This window comes from Caballeronia udeis (genome assembly GCF_001544555.2).
GTDB classification, from domain to species: domain Bacteria; phylum Pseudomonadota; class Gammaproteobacteria; order Burkholderiales; family Burkholderiaceae; genus Caballeronia; species Caballeronia udeis.
In genome coordinates this window covers 58,852-77,558 of sequence record NZ_FCOK02000045.1, presented here as the reverse complement: position 1 = coordinate 77,558, position 18,707 = coordinate 58,852, and the positions used below count along the sequence as shown (strand labels likewise).

Annotated in this window: 19 protein-coding genes and 1 tRNA gene; 18 read left to right on the top strand and 2 right to left on the bottom strand. The window is 59.3% G+C overall.

The genetic code is table 11. The features are described from left to right. Nucleotides 1-305: 305 nt before the first annotated feature. Nucleotides 306-1,079, top strand: coding sequence for an SDR family oxidoreductase (locus AWB69_RS27495; RefSeq protein ID WP_062089984.1), 774 nt, complete (start codon nt 306-308; stop codon nt 1,077-1,079). Further along, nucleotides 1,076-1,555 (top strand): acyl-CoA thioesterase, encoded by a 480-nt coding sequence (locus AWB69_RS27490; RefSeq protein WP_062089983.1) that lies wholly within the window; start codon nt 1,076-1,078, stop codon nt 1,553-1,555. Before AWB69_RS27495 ends, AWB69_RS27490 begins: the two co-directional genes overlap by 4 nt. Here the strand turns inward: AWB69_RS27490 and AWB69_RS27485 are convergent. After that, nucleotides 1,552-2,097, bottom strand: coding sequence for a LuxR C-terminal-related transcriptional regulator (locus AWB69_RS27485; RefSeq protein ID WP_062089982.1), 546 nt, complete (start codon nt 2,095-2,097; stop codon nt 1,552-1,554). The two genes, AWB69_RS27490 and AWB69_RS27485, sit on opposite strands and share 4 nt — an antisense overlap. Nucleotides 2,098-2,304: 207 nt before the next feature. Here AWB69_RS27485 and AWB69_RS27480 point away from each other — a divergent pair, with 207 nt between their 5' ends. The 16 genes from AWB69_RS27480 to AWB69_RS27400 all read left to right on the top strand — a co-directional run bounded on the left by AWB69_RS27480 (nt 2,305) and on the right by AWB69_RS27400 (nt 17,944). Then, complete coding sequence (locus tag AWB69_RS27480; RefSeq protein ID WP_062089981.1) at nt 2,305-3,009, top strand: CoA transferase subunit A; 705 nt, start codon at nt 2,305-2,307, stop codon at nt 3,007-3,009. A gap of 2 nt (nt 3,010-3,011) precedes the next feature. After that, nucleotides 3,012-3,653, top strand: coding sequence for a CoA transferase subunit B (locus AWB69_RS27475; RefSeq protein ID WP_062089980.1), 642 nt, complete (start codon nt 3,012-3,014; stop codon nt 3,651-3,653). 272 nt (nt 3,654-3,925) lie between these two features. Next, nucleotides 3,926-4,843 carry an alpha/beta fold hydrolase gene (locus AWB69_RS27470; protein WP_062089979.1) on the top strand — a complete coding sequence of 306 codons (918 nt, stop codon included), beginning with the start codon at nt 3,926-3,928 and terminating at the stop codon, nt 4,841-4,843. A 49-nt stretch (nt 4,844-4,892) separates the two neighbouring features. Beyond that, nucleotides 4,893-5,246 carry a RidA family protein gene (locus AWB69_RS27465; RefSeq protein WP_062089978.1) on the top strand — a complete coding sequence of 118 codons (354 nt, stop codon included), beginning with the start codon at nt 4,893-4,895 and terminating at the stop codon, nt 5,244-5,246. A gap of 32 nt (nt 5,247-5,278) precedes the next feature. Next, entirely contained in the window at nt 5,279-7,513 is a 2,235-nt protein-coding gene (locus AWB69_RS27460; RefSeq protein ID WP_062089977.1) for a RelA/SpoT family protein, read from the top strand. A 185-nt stretch (nt 7,514-7,698) separates the two neighbouring features. Beyond that, nucleotides 7,699-7,775: transfer RNA gene (locus tag AWB69_RS27455), tRNA-Val, on the top strand. Nucleotides 7,776-8,055: 280 nt separating this feature from the next. Next, nucleotides 8,056-9,963, top strand: a complete 1,908-nt coding sequence (gene thrS, locus AWB69_RS27450; RefSeq protein ID WP_062089976.1) for a threonine--tRNA ligase — start codon at nt 8,056-8,058, stop codon at nt 9,961-9,963. A 50-nt stretch (nt 9,964-10,013) separates the two neighbouring features. After that, nucleotides 10,014-10,538 carry a translation initiation factor IF-3 gene (infC, locus tag AWB69_RS27445; protein ID WP_075643994.1) on the top strand — a complete coding sequence of 175 codons (525 nt, stop codon included), beginning with the start codon at nt 10,014-10,016 and terminating at the stop codon, nt 10,536-10,538. 227 nt (nt 10,539-10,765) lie between these two features. Beyond that, nucleotides 10,766-10,963, top strand: a complete 198-nt coding sequence (gene rpmI, locus AWB69_RS27440) for a 50S ribosomal protein L35 (RefSeq protein WP_031359004.1) — start codon at nt 10,766-10,768, stop codon at nt 10,961-10,963. Nucleotides 10,964-10,992: 29 nt separating this feature from the next. Then, on the top strand, nt 10,993-11,352 hold the full coding sequence (gene rplT / locus AWB69_RS27435) for a 50S ribosomal protein L20 (protein ID WP_007585475.1): 360 nt from the start codon (nt 10,993-10,995) through the stop codon (nt 11,350-11,352). 224 nt (nt 11,353-11,576) lie between these two features. Beyond that, entirely contained in the window at nt 11,577-12,590 is a 1,014-nt protein-coding gene (gene pheS / locus AWB69_RS27430; RefSeq protein ID WP_062089993.1) for a phenylalanine--tRNA ligase subunit alpha, read from the top strand. Between the two features lie 96 nt (nt 12,591-12,686). Further along, complete coding sequence (gene pheT, locus AWB69_RS27425) at nt 12,687-15,122, top strand: phenylalanine--tRNA ligase subunit beta (RefSeq protein WP_062089975.1); 2,436 nt, start codon at nt 12,687-12,689, stop codon at nt 15,120-15,122. 47 nt (nt 15,123-15,169) lie between these two features. After that, entirely contained in the window at nt 15,170-15,580 is a 411-nt protein-coding gene (locus AWB69_RS27420; RefSeq protein ID WP_031359001.1) for an integration host factor subunit alpha, read from the top strand. Nucleotides 15,581-15,667: 87 nt separating this feature from the next. Beyond that, nucleotides 15,668-16,054: a MerR family transcriptional regulator gene (locus AWB69_RS27415; protein WP_062089974.1), complete on the top strand. Its 387-nt coding sequence runs from the start codon at nt 15,668-15,670 to the stop codon at nt 16,052-16,054. A gap of 872 nt (nt 16,055-16,926) precedes the next feature. Continuing rightward, complete coding sequence (locus tag AWB69_RS27405) at nt 16,927-17,397, top strand: VOC family protein (RefSeq protein WP_062089972.1); 471 nt, start codon at nt 16,927-16,929, stop codon at nt 17,395-17,397. 220 nt (nt 17,398-17,617) lie between these two features. Further along, the gene (locus tag AWB69_RS27400; RefSeq protein ID WP_062089971.1) at nt 17,618-17,944 is read left to right on the top strand and encodes an NIPSNAP family protein; all 327 of its coding nucleotides are present in this window, start codon (nt 17,618-17,620) and stop codon (nt 17,942-17,944) included. Between the two features lie 114 nt (nt 17,945-18,058). Here the strand turns inward: AWB69_RS27400 and AWB69_RS27395 are convergent, their stop codons facing one another. Next, nucleotides 18,059-18,568 carry a hypothetical protein gene (locus AWB69_RS27395; protein WP_062089970.1) on the bottom strand — a complete coding sequence of 170 codons (510 nt, stop codon included), beginning with the start codon at nt 18,566-18,568 and terminating at the stop codon, nt 18,059-18,061. Nucleotides 18,569-18,707: the final 139 nt, after the last annotated feature.

Here is an 18,707-nt window from a genome sequence, read left to right as displayed (position 1 = left end):
GATAACCCCGCAGGACCGCCGCCCACGATCACGACGTCGTACTCCATGGATTCACGGGGACCGTACTGCTCGATGAGACTCTCCGGGGTCATCCAATGCTCCTGTCTAACGTTAGAATGCTTTTTTTGGGGATCGCGTATTGTCAGGGAACCTTTCTCAGGGTGCAACCGACGTTCCCGAAATTAGCACGACCGTATTATTTCAGGATAGCATATCGGCTGTGTCGATTCGATGCTGATTTGGGGCGAACGGGATCAAGACGGTTCGACCCGGACACCCCAATCGCTTTCAACCAAGGAAAAACAATGGGCCGTTCGATCAACCTGGAAGGCAAATGTGCGCTGATCACCGGCGCCTCCAGCGGACTTGGCAAGCGCTTTGCGCAAGTGCTGTCGCAGGCGGGCGCGCGGGTCGTGCTGGCAAGCCGGCGCACCGAGCGCCTGAAGGAACTGCGCGCCGAAATCGAGGCGTCCGGCGGCGCGGCGCACGTCGTGTCGCTTGACGTTACTGATTACCAAAGCATCAAGTCGGCCGTCGCGCACGCGGAGACGGAGGCCGGGACGATCGACATTCTTGTGAACAATTCGGGCGTGTCGACCCAGCAAAAGCTCACGGACGTGACGCCGTCGGACTTCGACTTTGTTTTCGATACCAACACGCGCGGCGCGTTTTTTGTCGCCCAGGAAGTCGCCAAACGGATGATCATGCGCGGCAACGGCACGGTCAAACCGGGCTACCGGATCATCAATATCGCGTCCATGGCGGGGCTCAAGACCTTGCCGCAGATCGGTATTTATTCCATGAGCAAGGCCGCCGTCATTCATATGACGAAGGCAATGGCGCAGGAATGGGGCCGTCACGGCATCAACGTCAACGCGATCTGCCCGGGTTATATCGACACCGAACTCAATCACCATCACTGGAAGAGCGAGGCTGGCCAGAAACTGCTCGCCATGCTGCCGCGTCGACGGGTGGGCACGCCTGAAGACCTGGATGGCCTGTTGTTGCTGCTTGCCGCCGATGAATCGCAGTTCATCAACGGCTCGGTGATCGCCGCCGACGACGGGTTTGGCCTATGAGCCAGGTTCTCGACCAGGCGAGCCTGACAGCGCCGGCGCCGGGCGGTTTTCATCGCGTAATTGATCTATCCATGCCGCTGCGGTGGGGCGACATGGACGCATTTGGCCACGTGAACAACACGGTCTACTTCCGTTTCATGGAGGAAGTGCGGATCTCGTGGTTCCGGCAACTGGCCATTGCCGGCGCCAACGTTGAAGGGCAGGGACCGGTGATCGTGAACGCGTCGATGGAATTCCTGAGGCAGCTCCATTATCCCGGCGATGTAATCGGCAGCATGTTCGTGGGGCCGCCGGGCCGCAGCAGTTTCGACACGCGCTTCGAGCTGTTCCGTGCCGACGATCCCGCTACGCTCTACGCCAGGGGCACGGCGAAATGCGTGTGGATCGACTATGGGGCGGCGAAATCGGTGCAGATTCCTGACCTGTTGCGCCATGCCATCGAAACAGCGGGAGTGGGGACCAAAACGCCCGGCTAGTCGCCCAGCAGCCGCTGCAACAACTCGGTCGCGTTGCCCGTGTCGTATTTGCGCATGAGTTTTGAACGGTAGATATCCACGGTCCGCGGGCTGATATCCAGCGCGCGGCCAATCTGCTTGCTGGTCTTGCCCGTGACGAGCTGCGCGGCAATTTCCCGTTCGCGCGGCGTCAGTTCGATGGCAACCCGCCGCGTCGCGCTCAAGTCCTCGAAGGTCCAAACACCGGCGGCGTGCGGCGCGCTCAGGTCGAGCGAGCGGCCGGTCACATGGCACCAGAACAATTCCCCGTTGGCACGTTTCATGATGCGGTCGTCGGCGTAGCTGCCCTGGCGCTGCATCAGCGCGGCGATGCGCGCGCCGATCCGCTCGAACTCCACCGGCGACGGATACAGCACCTGGAACGACTGGCCCAGCAAGGCCTCCGGCGCGACGCCGAAAATCGCGCAGAGCTGCGCGTTGCAGTCTTCGATGATCCGATCCCGTGACAACACCAGCCCGACTGGCGCAAGATGAAACGCTGTTTGGTAATCCAGTTGACGCATTTGGCTCGCACGTGTCGGGTTTAACCCGCGTTTAACTATGTCATTGCCGTGCAGTACGGCAATTACTTATGTATTTTTGCGTATTGTGCCGGATCGATCCGGCGTCGTACTCTTTTGCCACGTCGGAAAGTCGTCTCGCGCCATGCAACCGACCGCGTGGACGGCTCAAATAAACGGATTTCATCCAGATCAGGAAGGGACAAACAGATGAACAAGGTCTATCCCAGCGCGAAAGAGGCGCTCGATGGCATCGTGAAGGACGGCCAGACGTTTGCCGTCGGCGGTTTCGGTCTGTGCGGCATTCCCGAGGCGCTGATCGCGGCGTTGCGCGACACGGGCGTGCAGGGCATCACGTGTATCAGCAACAACGCGGGTGTCGACGGTTTCGGCCTCGGGCTGCTGCTCGAAACCCGTCAGGTCAAGAAAATGATCTCGTCGTATGTCGGCGAGAACAAGGAGTTCGAGCGCCAGTATCTGGCCGGCGAACTCGAGCTCGAATTCACGCCGCAAGGCACGCTGGCCGAAAAGCTGCGTGCGGGCGGCTCGGGCATTCCGGCGTTCTTCACCAACACGGGTTACGGCACGGCGATCGCGGACGGCAAGGAAACGCGTCAATTCGGCGACAACCACTACGTTCTCGAACATTCGCTGACCGCTGATGTCGCGCTCGTGAAAGCGTGGAAAGCCGATAAATCGGGCAATCTGATTTATCGCCGCACGGCCCGCAACTTCAACCCGATGTGCGCAATGGCCGGCAAGATCACGGTGGTCGAGGTGGAGGAAATCGTGGAAACGGGCGCACTCGATCCGGACGCCATCCACACGCCGGGCATCTTCGTGCAGCGCATCGTGCTGAACGCACATCCGGAAAAACGCATTGAACAACGCGTCGTGCGCGCGAAAGGAGACTGATCATGGCATGGGACCGGAACCAGATGGCCGCACGGGCGGGCAAGGAATTGCAGGACGGTTTTTACGTGAATTTGGGCATTGGCTTGCCCACGCTGGTGGCGAACTTCGTGCCGGAAGGCATGGAAGTGTGGCTGCAATCGGAGAATGGCTTGCTCGGCATCGGGCCCTCGCCGACGGAAGAAGAAGTCGATGCCGACCTGATCAACGCCGGCAAGCAGACGGTGACCACGCTGCCGGGATCTTCTATTTTTTCATCGGCGGATTCGTTTGCGATGATTCGCGGTGGTCACGTGAACCTGGCCATCCTCGGCGCCATGCAGATCAGCAAGACGGGTGACCTGGCCAACTGGATGATCCCCGGCAAGATGATCAAGGGCATGGGCGGCGCGATGGACCTGGTCGCGGGCGTGAAGCGCGTGATCGTGTTGATGGAGCACGTTGCGAAGGGCGACCAGCACAAGATTCTCGAAGCGTGCACGTTGCCGCTGACGGGCGTGGGCGTGGTCGACCGGATCATTACGGATCTTGGCGTGATCGATGTCACTGATGCCGGACTGAAACTCGTCGAACTGGCGCCGGGCGTCAGCGTGGAAGAGATCCAGCAGAAAACCGGCGCGCCGCTGGACGTAAGCAGCGTCAAGTAAGGTTTTTCCGCAGGGGTTGTTTTTCCGGCCGAAATGGACCGTTCCGATGTAAGTCGGAACGGTTTTTTTATTTTGAATGGGGGCGTTTGCGAGAGCCCTGACGGATGGTGACGGGTCTTGTGTTTCGTGTTCGGGAACGGCATATCATCGATTTGTCCAGGCCGTTTGGCTAACGCTGCGGCGTCACGCCGAAGCGCAGCTGGCAAAGCGTTTACAATCAATTTCAGTTGAGTTGCTTGTATGCCGCAGCGCCATCGAACCGAGGAAATCTTATGTCCGCGTCTGTCGTCGAAGCTGCGTCTTCGTTTGTTCCCACCCCCCGGCAACGTCATGTGCAGTGCGTCAGCCCGTCGGGCCTGCATCGCATGGCTTATACCGAATGGGGCGATCCGGCGAACCCGCGTGTGCTTGTGTGCGTGCACGGGCTGACACGCTCGGGCCGGGATTTCGACGAGGTCGCGAAGGCGTTTGCTCGCGAGTATCGCGTGGTGTGTCCGGACGTGGTCGGGCGAGGTCTATCGGACTGGCTGGCCGATCCGAAGTATTACGGGGTGCCGCAGTATGTATCGGACATGGTCGCGCTCATTGCACGGCTGAACGTGGAAACGGTGGATTGGTTCGGCACGTCCATGGGCGGGCTGATTGGCCTCGGCCTGGCCGGAATGCCGAATGCGCCCATCCGGAAAATGCTGCTCAACGACGTTGGACCGCACATTGAACCGGTGGCGCTCGAGCGCATTGGCGCCTATCTTGGCTGTGGTGAGACTTTCGCCACGCTGCAGGAAGGCATAGACAACGCGGCGCAGCTCGCCGCGTCGTTCGGGCCGTTGACCGCCGAGGAATGGCGTGCGATCAACACGCCGCTGATGCAGGAGCGCGAAGGCCGCTGGGGGTATCGGTACGATCCGAAGATCGCGGTCCCGTTCGTCGCGGCGGACGCGGATGCGGTCTCGCTCGGTGAGGCGGTCCTGTGGCATTCGCTGGCGTCGATCCAGCATCCGGTGCTGGTCGTTCGAGGTGAACATTCGGATTTGCTCTCTCGCGAGACAGTCGAAAAAATGGTCGCGAGCGGGCAGGCCGTGACGAGCAAGGAGGTCGCGGGCGTGGGTCACGCGCCCGCGTTCCTGGCACCCGATCAGATCGAGATCGCGTACCGGTTCTTCCTCAGCACTGAAACGGCCGAGGCATAATATCGGGCTTCTTGCGTTTTTTTTTGACAACTCACACTCAGGAACATTCATGGCAGTCATTCGTCACCATGTCGGCGCGCGTCTTTCCGAAATCGCGATCCACAACGGCACCATTTATCTTGCCGGGCAGATTGCCGAAGACACTGACCAGGACATCACGGGCCAGACCCGCGAAGTGCTCGGCCATATCGACCGTTTGCTGGCGGAAGCCGGCAGCGACAAGACACAGCTTTTGTCGGTGCAGATCTATCTCTCCGACCTGGCCCATTTCGCCGCCATGAACGCGGCGTGGGACATGTGGGTGCCGGAAGGCAATGCGCCCCCGCGCGCTACCGTTGAATCGAAGCTTGCCAATCCGGCATGCCTCGTGGAAGTGGTCGTCGTGGCTGCCGTGCGTAGCTAAACCCGGGACATTTACGCGCCTGATTGATCCGCATGCCTGATACCGCCGTCTCCCCCGCACTGATACCCGAGCCGTCCTTCGAAGACGCGCTCGCGTTCGTGCGTGAACATGCGGGGGACGCACGGTTGACCAGTGGCGAATTGCTGGTTGAGCACGCGGCCGGCACGGCGCGGATCATGCAAACCTTGAACGTCGATCCGGCGGCTATCGCGGCGGCGGCGCTGTTTGCGATCGCGCCGCATATCGACGATCCCGAGCGTGTGATCAGCGAGCGTTTCGGCGCGGAAGTGCAGAGCCTCGTCGCCGATGTCCGCAAGCTGTGGCGGCTCGGTTCGGTCAGCTCGCGGGCCGCGCAGGCAACGTTGCCGGAAACGGGCCGCGACGCCCAGGCGGCGCGCCGTGCCCAGGTCGAAGCGCTGCGCAAGATGCTGCTCGCGTTCGCGCAGGATATCCGGGTGGTGCTGATCCGGCTCGCTTCGCGGCTGCAGTCACTGCGCTACTACGCGGCGAACAAGCTCGACCCGTCGCCAGACGTCCCGCGCGAAACACTCGAGATCTATGCGCCGCTCGCGAACCGGTTAGGCATCTGGCAATTGAAGTGGGAGCTGGAAGACCTCGCGTTTCGCTTCGAGGAACCACCCACCTACAAGCGCATCGCAAAGTTGCTCGACGAAAAACGCGTCGAGCGGGAAGCGTATGTCACCCAGGCTATCGCGCGTTTACAGACGGAACTGGCCACCGCGAATATCCGGGCGGAAGTGAGTGGCCGGCCAAAGCACATCTACAGCATCTGGAAAAAGATGCGCGGCAAGGAGCTGGATTTTTCCGAGCTGAACGACGTGCGTGCGTTTCGTGTGATTGTCGACGACATCAAGGACTGCTACACCGTGCTGGGTATCGTCCATAACTTGTGGCAGCCGGTGCCGCGAGAGTTCGACGACTACATTTCACGGCCTAAACCGAACGGGTACAGGTCATTGCATACCGTGGTGGTCGGTGATGACGGCCGAGCGTTCGAAGTCCAGATCCGCACGCAGGAAATGCACGGATTCGCCGAATACGGTGTAGCCGCCCACTGGCGCTACAAGGAAGCCGGTACGCGCGCATACGCCGGGCAGGTCACGGCCGCTGACAAGTACGACGAGAAAATTGCGTGGTTGCGTCAGTTGCTGGCGTGGAAAGAGGACGTTTCCGAGGGCGACCAGCCGGGTACGCAACCCTGGCAGCATTTGCGCGAGGCTACGCTCGACGACGACCATATCTACGTGCTCACGCCGCAGGCACGTGTGATCGCGATGCCGCAAGGCTCAACCGCGGTTGACTTCGCTTATCACCTGCACAGCGAGCTTGGGCATCGCTGCCGTGGCGCTCGCGTCGACGGGGCCATGGTGCCGCTCAACACGCCGCTGCAGAACGGGCAGACGGTCGAGATCGTCGCGGTGAAGGAGGGCGGTCCGTCGCGCGATTGGCTCAATCCGTTGCTCGGCTATTTGCACAGCCCGCGAGCCCGGCAGAAGGTGCGTGCGTGGTTCAACGCGGTCGACTCCGAAGAAAACATCGCGAACGGGCGCGCGCTGGTTGAAAAGACGCTGCAGCGTGAAGGCAAGACGTCCGTCAATCTTGATCAGCTGGCGTCGAAGCTGGGCTTCAAGACGCCTGAAGATCTGTACGCGGTTGTCGCCAAGGAAGAGTTCAGCCTGCGTAACATCGAGCAGGCGCTGCACGACACACCGCCGCCGGAACCGGAGCCCGAAGCGCCGGCGCAGTTCGAGAAACGCAGCAGCGGGCAAAGCGTGGCGCAAGGCGCGTCTACCGGCGTGCTGGTTGTCGGTGTGGACGCGTTGCTGACGCAACTGGCACGGTGTTGCCGTCCGGCTCCGCCCGACCGCATCTCGGGCTTCGTAACGCGCGGCAAGGGCATGTCGATTCACCGCAGCGACTGCGCGACCTTCCAGCGGATGGCTGAACGTTCACCCGAACGTGTGCTTGAGACAGCGTGGTCCGCCGACGTAATGAGTGGACGCGGATCGTCGGTGTACCCGGTCGATCTTGCCGTGGAATCGAACGATCGGCAGGGCTTGCTGCGCGACATCTCCGAAGTCTTTGCGCGCGAGAAAATGAACGTGACCGGCGTGAAGACGCAGAGCCGGCGCAATGTCGCGTACATGCAATTTACGGTCGAGGTATCGAGCGCCGCGCAAATTCAGCGTGCGTGCTCGCTACTGAGCGAGGTGCAGGGCGTGGTGCGTGCGTCGAGACGGGCCTGAGCTGCGCGCCGCCCAGGAAAAATGCGTGCCGGCCCGCGCGCTCAAAGGGGTGGCAAGCCGTTGATAACGCGTTGAATTTGAAGCGCATTGTTGATGCTTATTAAACGTATCGACGAACTTCTCCAGTGTCATCGCATGAAAGTGCTTGCCAGGATTCAAAACGCTCCATATAATTTCGCTTCTTCAGGCTCGTAGCTCAGCTGGTTAGAGCACCACCTTGACATGGTGGGGGTCGTTGGTTCGAGTCCAATCGAGCCTACCAACGAAAGTGGAAATCCGGTTCGCCGCCGGATTTTCAAAACTGCAGCAAGCGTCTTGGCGCGAAAGGCAAATGAACAAGATGGCACCGCGAACGTTGACCGAAACAACTTCGGAACGACGCTAGTCGAGGACCACTTTCGCCTTTGCAGTTGTAGGAAAAGTGAATGCGGCCCCTCAAAATGTGGGGCCGCATTTTTTTTGCCTTCGCGCGTTCGCCTTGGCGCTTGCAAGGCATTGTTCAATGAACTTGGGCGTCGGCTGCCGGCGTCTTGGAGAACGAAATGGTTTCGATACGTTTGCCCGACGGATCAGTTCGACAGTACGACCACCCTGTGACGGTTGCGGAAGTCGCCGCGTCGATTGGCGCGGGACTCGCGAAGGCTGCGCTCGGCGGCAAGCTCGACGGTGAACTCGTCGATACGTCCACGCTGATCGATCACGACGCGTCGCTCGCCATCGTCACTGAAAAGGACGCTGACGGTCTCGACATCATTCGCCACTCCACGGCGCATTTGCTCGCCTACGCGGTCAAGGATCTGTATCCGGAAGCGCAAGTGACCATTGGCCCGGTGATCGAGAACGGCTTCTACTATGACTTCGCGTACAGCCGCCCGTTTACGCCGGAAGATCTCGAGAAGATCGAAAAGCGCATGGCCGAAATCGCGAAGAAGGACGAGCCCGTGTCGCGCCGCGTGGTGACGCGCGGCGAAGCCATCGACTACTTCAAGAGTATCGGGGAAAAGTACAAGGCCGAGATTATTGAATCGATCCCGTCCACCGACGATATCAAGCTCTACTCACACGGCAGTTTCACTGATCTTTGCCGCGGCCCGCACGTGCCGTCCACCGGCAAGCTGAAGGTCTTCAAGCTGATGAAGGTCGCAGGCGCGTACTGGCGCGGCGACTCGAAGAACGAACAGTTGCAGCGGATCTACGGCACGGCCTGGACGAAGAAGGAAGACCAGGAAGCCTACCTGCACATGCTCGAGGAAGCCGAGAAGCGGGATCACCGCAAGCTCGCGAAGCAGCTCGACCTGTTCCATCTGCAGGAAGAGGCGCCGGGCATGGTGTTCTGGCACCCGAAGGGCTGGGCGATCTGGCAACAAGTCGAGCAATACATCCGCCGCCGCCTGAGCGAAGTCGGTTATCTGGAAATCAAGACGCCGATGATCATGGACCGCTCGCTGTGGGAAGCGTCGGGTCACTGGCAGAACTATCGTGAAAACATGTTCACGACGGAGTCGGAAAAGCGCGACTACGCGATCAAGCCGATGAACTGTCCTGGCCACGTGCAAGTGTTCAATCATGGCTTGCGTTCGTATCGCGACCTGCCGTTGCGTTACGCGGAATTTGGCTCGTGCCACCGGAATGAAGCGTCGGGCGCGCTGCATGGCCTGATGCGCGTGCGCGGTTTCGTCCAGGACGACGCCCACATTTTCTGCACGGAAGACCAATTCATCGAAGAGTCGATTGCGTTCAACACGCTCGCGATGAGCATCTACAAGGATTTCGGCTTCGATCACATCGACATCAAGCTGTCGCTGCGTCCGGACGCCCGTGCCGGTACCGACGAAACCTGGGATCGCTCGGAACAGGGTCTCCGCGAGGCGCTGACGGCGTGCGGTCTCACGTGGGAAGAGCTGCCGGGCGAGGGTGCGTTCTACGGTCCGAAGGTCGAGTACCATATCAAGGACGCGCTCGGCCGGTCGTGGCAATGCGGTACGCTGCAGCTCGACATGGTCCTGCCGGAGCGCCTCGGCGCGGAGTACGTGTCAGAAGACAACAGCCGCAAACGCCCGGTGATGCTGCACCGTGCGATCGTCGGATCCATGGAGCGTTTCCTCGGTATTCTGATCGAGCACCATGCTGGTGCAATGCCGTCGTGGCTCGCGCCGGTGCAGGCTGTGGTCCTGAATATCGCTGAAAGTCAGGCTGAATATGCACTGAAACTGACCCAATCGTTGCAAAAACAAGGGCTTAGAGTTGAGAGCGATTTGCGCAACGAGAAGATTAGCTATAAAATACGAGAGCACACGCTGCAGAAGGTCCCGTATTTGCTGGTCGTCGGTGACAAGGAGCGTGAGGCACAAACCGTAGCCGTGCGTGCTCGTGGCGGTGTCGATGCTGGCGTGATGCCGGTCGACGCATTCCTTGAGCGTCTGCAGCAGGACGTGCAGGCGTACAAGTAAGCCCAAGCCCAGCGCGGCTAGTTTTTTTAGATTTTTAGAGGAAACGTAACATCGCTACTGATAAGTCTGCACATCGCATCAACGGGGAAATCACTGCACCGGAAGTGCGCTTGGTCGGAGTGGACAACGAACCGCTCGGAATCGTGAAACTGGCCGATGCTTTCCGCATGTCGGAACAGCAGGACGTGGATCTTGTCGAAATTGCGCCGCAGGCTGTTCCGCCTGTTTGCCGATTGATGGATTACGGTAAGTTCAAGTACTCGGAAGCGAAGAAGCAGCACGAGGCCAAGCTCAAGCAGAAGATCGTTCAGGTCAAGGAAGTCAAGTTCCGGCCGGGCACCGACGACGGTGACTACAACGTGAAACTGCGCAACCTCACGCGCTTCCTCGAAGATGGCGACAAGACGAAAATCACGTTGCGTTTTCGCGGTCGGGAAATGGCTCACCAGGAAATCGGCATGCGCGTGCTCGAGCGGTTGAAGACCGATCTCGAAGAGCACGGTCAGGTCGAGCAAATGCCGAAGATGGAAGGGCGCCAGATGATCATGGTCATGGCGCCGAAGAAAAAGAAGTAATCGAAAGAATCGATCGATGGATCGCGCGGCCGGGAAAGTGTTCAAAGGTCTGCGCGGCATCGTTTGAGCAGGTTTCAGCGCGGCGCCGGATAATGGCGGCGCTCATGAAAAAGTGGTGGCTGTAAAAAGTCTGCCGCTCATAAGTGGCATGTGGGTTTCGAAGGGCGGGTCAGGATCGAATGGATCGACCGCACACCCATATCCATCAAATAAACTGGAGTAGTTTCATGCCGAAGATGAAGACCAAGAAGAGTGCTGCAAAGCGCTTCGTGGTGCGTCCGGGCGGTACCATCAAGCGTGGTCAAGCCTTCAAGCGTCACATTCTTACCAAGAAGACCACCAAGGTAAAACGCCATCTGCGCGGTTCCACGGAAGTTCATGCATCTGACATGAATTCTGTGCGCGCAATGTTGCCGTTCGCTTAACCCTTAACTGACACTCACAGGAGCGCACTATGCCTAGAGTCAAACGTGGGGTTACCGCACGGGCCCGTCACAAGAAGATCATCAAGCTGGCCAAGGGTTACCGCGGCCGTCGCAATAACGTCTATCGTATCGCCAAGCAAGCGGTCATGCGCGCCGGGCAATACGCCTATCGCGATCGCCGCAACAAGAAGCGTGTGTTCCGTGCTTTGTGGATCACGCGTATCAACGCGGCGGTGCGTCAGCACGACATGACGTACAGCGTGTTCATCAACGGCCTGAAGAAGGCTTCGATCGAACTCGACCGCAAGGTGCTGGCCGACATGGCTGTGTTCGACAAGGCTGCTTTTGCTGCGATCGTCAAGCAGGTAAAAGCCGCCGTTGCAGCCTGATCGAGCTTGTTAGCAAGATTGGCACTGCGTGGTTCGTTGTAGCGTTGTCCCTGACCGGACAGTGCAACGACAGAAAACGGGGCTCTTGTCGAGCCCCGTTTTTGTTGGTGAAGCCGGTGAAGCCGGGCTGAGGTGCGACGATGCAACGATGCACCGGTTGCGCAAATATCGGCCCGGAGCCCGGAAACGATCAGAAGAACTTTGACGCTGAAATGATGGGATCAATGGATCTGGACCAGATTGTCGCCGACGCGCGAAATGCCTTCGAAAACGCCGCCGACGCGGCCACGCTCGAAAACGAAAAGGCCCGCTTTCTTGGTAAGTCCGGGGTGCTCACGGATTTGCTGAAAGGCTTGGGCAAACTCGACCCGGAAGCCCGCAAGACCGAAGGCGCACGCATCAATGCGGTCAAGCAGCAGGTGGAAGCAGCGCTGAACGCGCGCCGTCAGGCGCTGGCGGACGTGTTGCTAAACCAGCGGCTTGCGTCGGAATCGATCGATGTCACGTTGCCTGGCCGCGGTCCTGGCGCCGGCAGCCTGCATCCGGTCATGCGCACGTGGGAGCGCGTGGAACAGATTTTCAGTACGATTGGTTTCGATGTGGCCGACGGCCCCGAGATCGAAACGGACTGGTACAACTTTACCTCGCTGAACAGCCCGGAAAATCATCCGGCGCGCTCGATGCAGGACACGTTTTATATCGATGGCAAGGATGCGGATGGCCGGCAACTGCTGCTGCGCACGCATACCAGCCCGATGCAGGTGCGCTACGCGCGCATGAATAAACCGCCGATCAAGGTGATCGTGCCGGGCCGAACGTATCGGGTGGATAGCGACGCCACGCATTCCCCCATGTTCAATCAGGTCGAAGGGTTGTGGATCGACGAGAACATCAGCTTCGCCGACCTGAAGGGCGTGTACTCCGACTTCCTGAAGAAATTCTTCGAGCGCGATGACATTCTCGTGCGCTTCCGGCCCTCGTATTTCCCGTTCACCGAGCCGTCCGCCGAGATCGACATGATGTTCGAGCACGGCAAGAACGCCGGTAAATGGCTGGAAATCTCCGGTTCGGGACAAGTTCATCCGAACGTGATCCGCAACATGGGACTCGACCCGGAACGGTATATCGGTTTTGCATTCGGCAGCGGCCTTGAACGCCTGACGATGCTGCGCTACGGCGTGCAGGATCTGCGCCTGTTCTTCGAAAACGATCTGCGTTTCCTCGAGCAATTTGCCTGAACGCATGTTGCTGCGGGCCGTTGTCTGGACCTAGAAACGTAGAAGTCCAGACGCAGACACCACTTATGTCGAACCTCATTTCGAACCTAGACACACATGCAATTCCCGGAATCCTGGCTTAGAACTTTCGTCGATCCCAAGCTCTCGACCGATGAACTCTCGCACGCGCTGACCATGGCGGGTCTCGAGGTGGAAGGCCTCGCGCCCGTCGCGCCGCCGACCACGAAGATCGTCGTCGGGCAGGTGCTGGAAGTGGCGAAGCATCCGAACGCCGACAAGCTCAACGTGTGCCAGGTCGACGCCGGTACCGGCGAGACGCTGAACATCGTGTGCGGTGCGCCGAACGTGGCGCCGGGGATCAAGGTGCCGGTCGCGCTGGTCGGTGCCGAATTGCCGCCGGCCGAAGCGGGCGGTGCGCCGTTTGCGATCAAGCTGTCCAAGCTGCGCGGCGTGGAAAGTCAGGGCATGTTGTGCTCGGCGCGCGAACTGAAGCTGTCGGAAGATCACAGCGGTTTGATGATCCTTCCCGCCGATACCCCGATTGGTCAGGACATTCGCCAGACGCTCAATCTTGACGACACCGTTTTCGAGATCAAGCTCACGCCGAACAAGGCCGATTGTTTGTCGGTATTCGGCGTGGCGCGGGAAACCGCCGCCATCACGGGCGCGCCGTTGCATGCGCTCGATATGCCTCCGGTCGCCGTTTCAATCGATGAAATCCTGCCGGTCAAAGTGTTGGCGCCGGACCTGTGCGGACGCTTTTCGGGCCGCGTGATTCGCGGCGTGAACGCGCACGCAAAAACGCCGCACTGGATGGTCGAGCGCCTCGAACGCTCGGGACAGCGCAGCATTTCCGCCCTCGTCGATATCTCGAATTACGTGATGCTCGAACTCGGCCGCCCGACGCACGTGTTCGATCTCGACAAGATCCACGGCGGTATTGAAGTGCGCTGGGGAAAGAAGGGCGAGACGCTCAAGCTGTTGAACGGCAACACGGTTGAACTCGATGAAACCGTTGGCGTGATCGCCGATGACCGCCACGTCGAAAGCCTTGCCGGGATCATGGGCGGTGACAGCACCGCCGTGTCGCTCGACACGACCAACATTTACCTGGAAGCCGCGTTCTGGTGGCCGGACAGCATTCGTGGCCGCGCGCGCAAGTACAATTTTTCCACCGACGCCGCGCATCGGTTCGAGCGGGGTGTCGACTATTCGACAACCGTCGAGCATATCGAGCGTATTTCCAGACTGATCCTCGATATTTGCGGCGGTAACGCCGGTCCTGTAGACGACCAGACGCTCAATGTGCCGACACGCGAGCCGGTAAGCATGCGCGTATCGCGGGCGAACCGGATCATTGGCGTGGCGATTGGCGCAGAGGAAATCGCGCAGATCTTCACGCGGCTCGGCCTGACGTTCACGCACGACGGCGACACGTTTGCCGTCACGCCGCCGCCGTACCGGTTCGATATCGAGATTGAAGAGGATCTGATCGAGGAAGTCGCGCGCATTTACGGCTTCGAGAAGATTCCGGCGCGTCCGCCGGTTGCGACCAGCGAAATGCGTCCGACCAACGAAACGAAGCGTTCTATTCATGTGCTGCGCCATGCCGTGGCCGCACGGGACTACGCCGAGACGGTGAATTTCAGTTTCGTCGACGCTGAATGGGAAGCGGATTTCGCCGGCAACACGAATCCCGTGAAGTTGCTCAATCCTATCGCCAGCCAGCTTTCGGTCATGCGCACCACGTTGTTCGGCAGCCTGATCAGCGTGCTGCGCTACAACCTGAACCGGCGCGCGGACCGGATTCGCGTGTTCGAAGCGGGTCGTGTGTTCCTGCACGATCCGGCCATCAAGGCGGGCGAACTGGCCATAGAGGGTTTTGACCAGCCGAAAATGATCGGCGGCCTGGCTTACGGTCCGGCGCTTGACGAGCAGTGGGGCGTGAAACCGTCACGCAGCGTCGATTTCTTCGATGTGAAGGGCGACGTGGAAGCGCTGTTCGCGCCGGTCGTGCCGCGTTTCGTGAAAGCGGAACATCCGGCGCTGCATCCGGGACGCAGCGCGCGGATCGAGATCAACGGCCGGGCAGTGGGCTGGGTCGGGGACCTGCACCCGCGCTGGATGCAGAAATACGATTTGCCGCACGCGCCGGTTTTGTTCGAAATCGAAGCGGAAGCTTTGATGCAACGCGCATTGCCGATACCGTCCGACGTGTCGAAATTCCCGCCGGTTCGCCGCGATATTGCGATTGTCGTGGACCAGAAAGTGGAGGTTCAGGCACTCATCGACGAGCTGGAAAGTGCTCGTTCCGAACCCGCCTGCAAGCATGTCACCAGGGTTGCTTTATTCGACGAATTTCGTCCAAAATCAAGCACTTCCGGTGGGTTGGACACACATGAGAAAAGCCTTGCCTTCCGTGTAACGTTGCAAGATACTGGCGGGACGCTTCAGGACGAAACGGTCGAAACGGCCATCAACACATTGGTGGAACGCTTGGCTCGAGTACATGGCGCGCGATTGCGCGGATAGCCTGCAGTTGGCCCCCTCCGTCTTCATCGTCACGCCATTTTTTCGATATGAACCAAATGAACTCGAGTGATTTCGAAGCCCTTCTTTCGGCGCAACGCAGCGCCATGATCCGAGATGTTCCCACTTCGAACGGTGCGGCAACGGCAGAAACGCCTACGCTGACAAAAGCCGAATTGGCCGAAATGCTATTTGACCATGTCGGGTTGAATAAGCGCGAAGCCAAAGACATGGTGGAAGCATTTTTCGAGGTCATTCGCGACGCGCTTGAAAGCGGCGACAGTGTCAAGCTATCCGGCTTTGGCAACTTTCAACTGCGCGACAAGCCGCAGCGTCCCGGACGTAATCCAAAAACGGGGGAAGCCATTCCCATCGCGGCGCGTCGTGTTGTCACGTTTCATGCGAGTCAGAAGTTGAAAGCGCTGGTCGAAGCCGGTGCTGAAAACAGTTTCGGCCGCTGAAGTGACGGGCATTTGTCACGTGCCGCCCGAGCGCTTATTAGCGACATTTGCCCCATTCGCGACATTCACCACGATGGTTGATTGACGATGGAAAAAGTCGTCCTGCCTCCGATTCCGGCCAAGCGCTACTTCACGATCGGTGAGGTAAGCGAGCTATGCGGTGTCAAGCCGCACGTGCTGCGCTACTGGGAACAGGAATTCACGCAACTGCGGCCTGTCAAGCGGCGTGGTAATCGCCGTTATTATCAGCATCACGAAGTGCTGCTGATCCGCCGCATTCGTGAATTGCTTTATGAGCAGGGGTTCACGATCAATGGAGCGCGCAACCGGCTCGATTCACATGGTCGTCCGAACGGTTCGGCTGATATCGAAGACATGCAGGAAAACGGCGCGGCTCCCCAAGTAAATGCTGCGGTCGATGTCGATCAATTGCGCAAGGACATTCTGCAAGTGATCGATTTACTGGGCGGGTGACGACTCGCTGGATTCACCTGCTGGATTCAAGCAAAAACTCATGCAAAAAGGCGTCGCGATTAATCAGCGACGCCTTTTTTCATTTTTGATCGGAGCGGGGGCTTACGCTCGGTTCCACGGACTTTAAGCTTTGAGCGAAGCCATTATTTTCTGGCGTTGTCGCGTTTGAATTCGAGGATCGGCAAATCCGGTTCTGAAAGCATCGCCTTCAGCACGTCATCGGCAAATTCCTCAACCACTGCGTGCCATTCGATCGTGCCCACGGGAAAATCGCCCGGGCATTTTTTCCCTTGAGCCTTGCGGATTGCGCCGACGCTAAGACTCAACGCTCGCGCCCTCAGGAAGGTCGGATCGTTTGAGTCGGCTGGCGGGTTGATTTCGTGGTCCATAGACGGGCTTTCGGCAGCGAGTGGGAAAACTTTAGGGTGAATCTGGCGAAATATTGGCGCGCCGGAACTCGCCGGATCATGAGTGTACACAAGCAAAATGGCGGTAGAAGAGAGCAAAACAGGGACATAACCGGGAACGGCACGAATCCCCTGATTGTTCCGATCCGTGCCCGGCGGGTATCGTGGGTATCGTGGACGCAATGCTGGCGTCGTCGAAGCCTGCGTGCTGTCAAAGAATTAGCCGGTTTGATGAAGGACAATGGACGCGCGGACCGGCTCGTTCGATACGCGTAGGCCAAGAGTGCTCATGCTTGCCGCAAGCCAACAATTTCGCCAGCCCTGGCAACCGTCCGCCGGTTTGAACGAAAAAAAACTGCCTGACGTGTCGATTTGCAGGCTGATCGCACGTCATGTTGGCAGAGGGCGCGTGTTCGGCGCCGTCTCTACTTAGTGGGTCAACCCGTTACATCCAGGAGCAAAGCAATGTCCAATTCGGCTGTCAAACCAATCCCGGAAGGGATGCATACGATCACGCCTCACCTGGTTTGCAAGGGCGCATCCGACGCCATCGATTTCTACAAAAAAGCATTCAACGCGGTCGAGCGAACGCGCTTGCCGGGGCCTGACGGCACGGTGATGCACGCCATGCTGGGGATCGGCGACTCGACGGTGATGCTGGGCGAGGAATTCCCGAATTGTGGCCGTAGCGGACCGCTAACGCTGAAGGGCTCGCCGGTCACGCTGCACCTGTACGTGAAAGACGTTGACGCCTCTTTCGCGCAAGCCGTCGCAGCCGGGGCCAAGGTCATCATGCCCGTCACCGACATGTTCTGGGGCGACCGCTACGGCGTGATCGAAGATCCGTTCGGTCACTCGTGGTCGCTCGCCACGCATACCCGCGATCTGACCGACGAACAGATCCGGGAAGGCATGCCCAAGGCAATGCCGACGTAATTGTCGGAGGATTTGGTTCGATTGGTAGCAAGGTGCCGCGTATTGACACGTCCGGATGTGTCCGGACGTGTCCGGCATAACAGGCTTGATGCCCGCGCGCCGGCAGGTGACGTTTACCTGACAGGTGCGTGCTGCGCCAAACGCCGGTACGATTGCCTCATGGTGAATTCCAACCGCAGCGTAGTTGATGGCTGCTTTAATCCATGTCCATGAGGAAACAATGATCGTAGAAATGCGTATTTATCACTGCGCGCCGGGTCGTCTGCCCGCGTTGAATGACCGGTTCGAGAACATCACGCTCGGCTTTTTCAAGAAATACGGGATCGAGCCGATCGGGTTCTGGACCACGCTGGCCGGCCCAAGCAACCAAACGCTGACCTACTTGCTGAAATGGGAAAGCCTGGCGGAACGCGAAGTCAAATGGAACGCGTTCCAGACCGACGCCGAGTGGATCGCGAAGCGCGCCGAAACCGAAGCGAAGTCGCTTATCGTCGAGCGCATTGAAAATCAATTTCTGTCGCCGACAGCTTATTCCGCTCTGCGTTAATGGTTTGATGCAGCATTAACGAGCAAATGCAGCAAGACGCCCGGTTATCGGATTCTTCGATATCCGGGCGTTTTTACGACTGGTTCAGTGGGGTGCGGTAGTCCGCACGAGAGCTTATGGGAACGCCGGTATGGTCGGATCCGTCCCCTCGATGTCCGCTTCGGGATGGTGACTCTTGACCAATTGCTCGATTTCTTCGACGCGATCCTTCGCGACGTCGACCATCATCAGCAATTCACCTTTCCCGATCGCGACTTCGAAGCGCTTCAGACGCGTGTTGGGCACGTCGACACCGATCATTGTCGCGGTCCATGCGCCGAATCCCGCGCTCGCCAGCGTCAGCAAGACAACGACGCCACCGGCGATCGTGAGGCCGGAAGGAGGAAAGGCCATGGCGACAAGACCCGCCAGCATGCCCGTGACACCACCCGCCGCGGTGCCCCGGGCGAGCGCCGGAAGCAGGTCGCTGCGCTGCGCGAGTGTGGCCTGCGGCAAGTCCTCAAGCGGGATACCCGGACGCGCGAGCACGTGGATATGTCGCCACTCAATGTGCTTCAGCAACAGCTCGTCGATGATTCCCTTCGCGCTGTGCACGTTGGGCAACAGGAAATAGATGCGCCGCATTTTGGGCCTCCTATCGGGAATACCCGCGACCCATTCCGTCGCACCGGCCATGACAGTACCAGCGGTACCGGCGGCCAGGTTCGACAGAGTCTCATCATTCAATATAGTCACAATCGTGCTCGAATTCCGGATCCGCAAT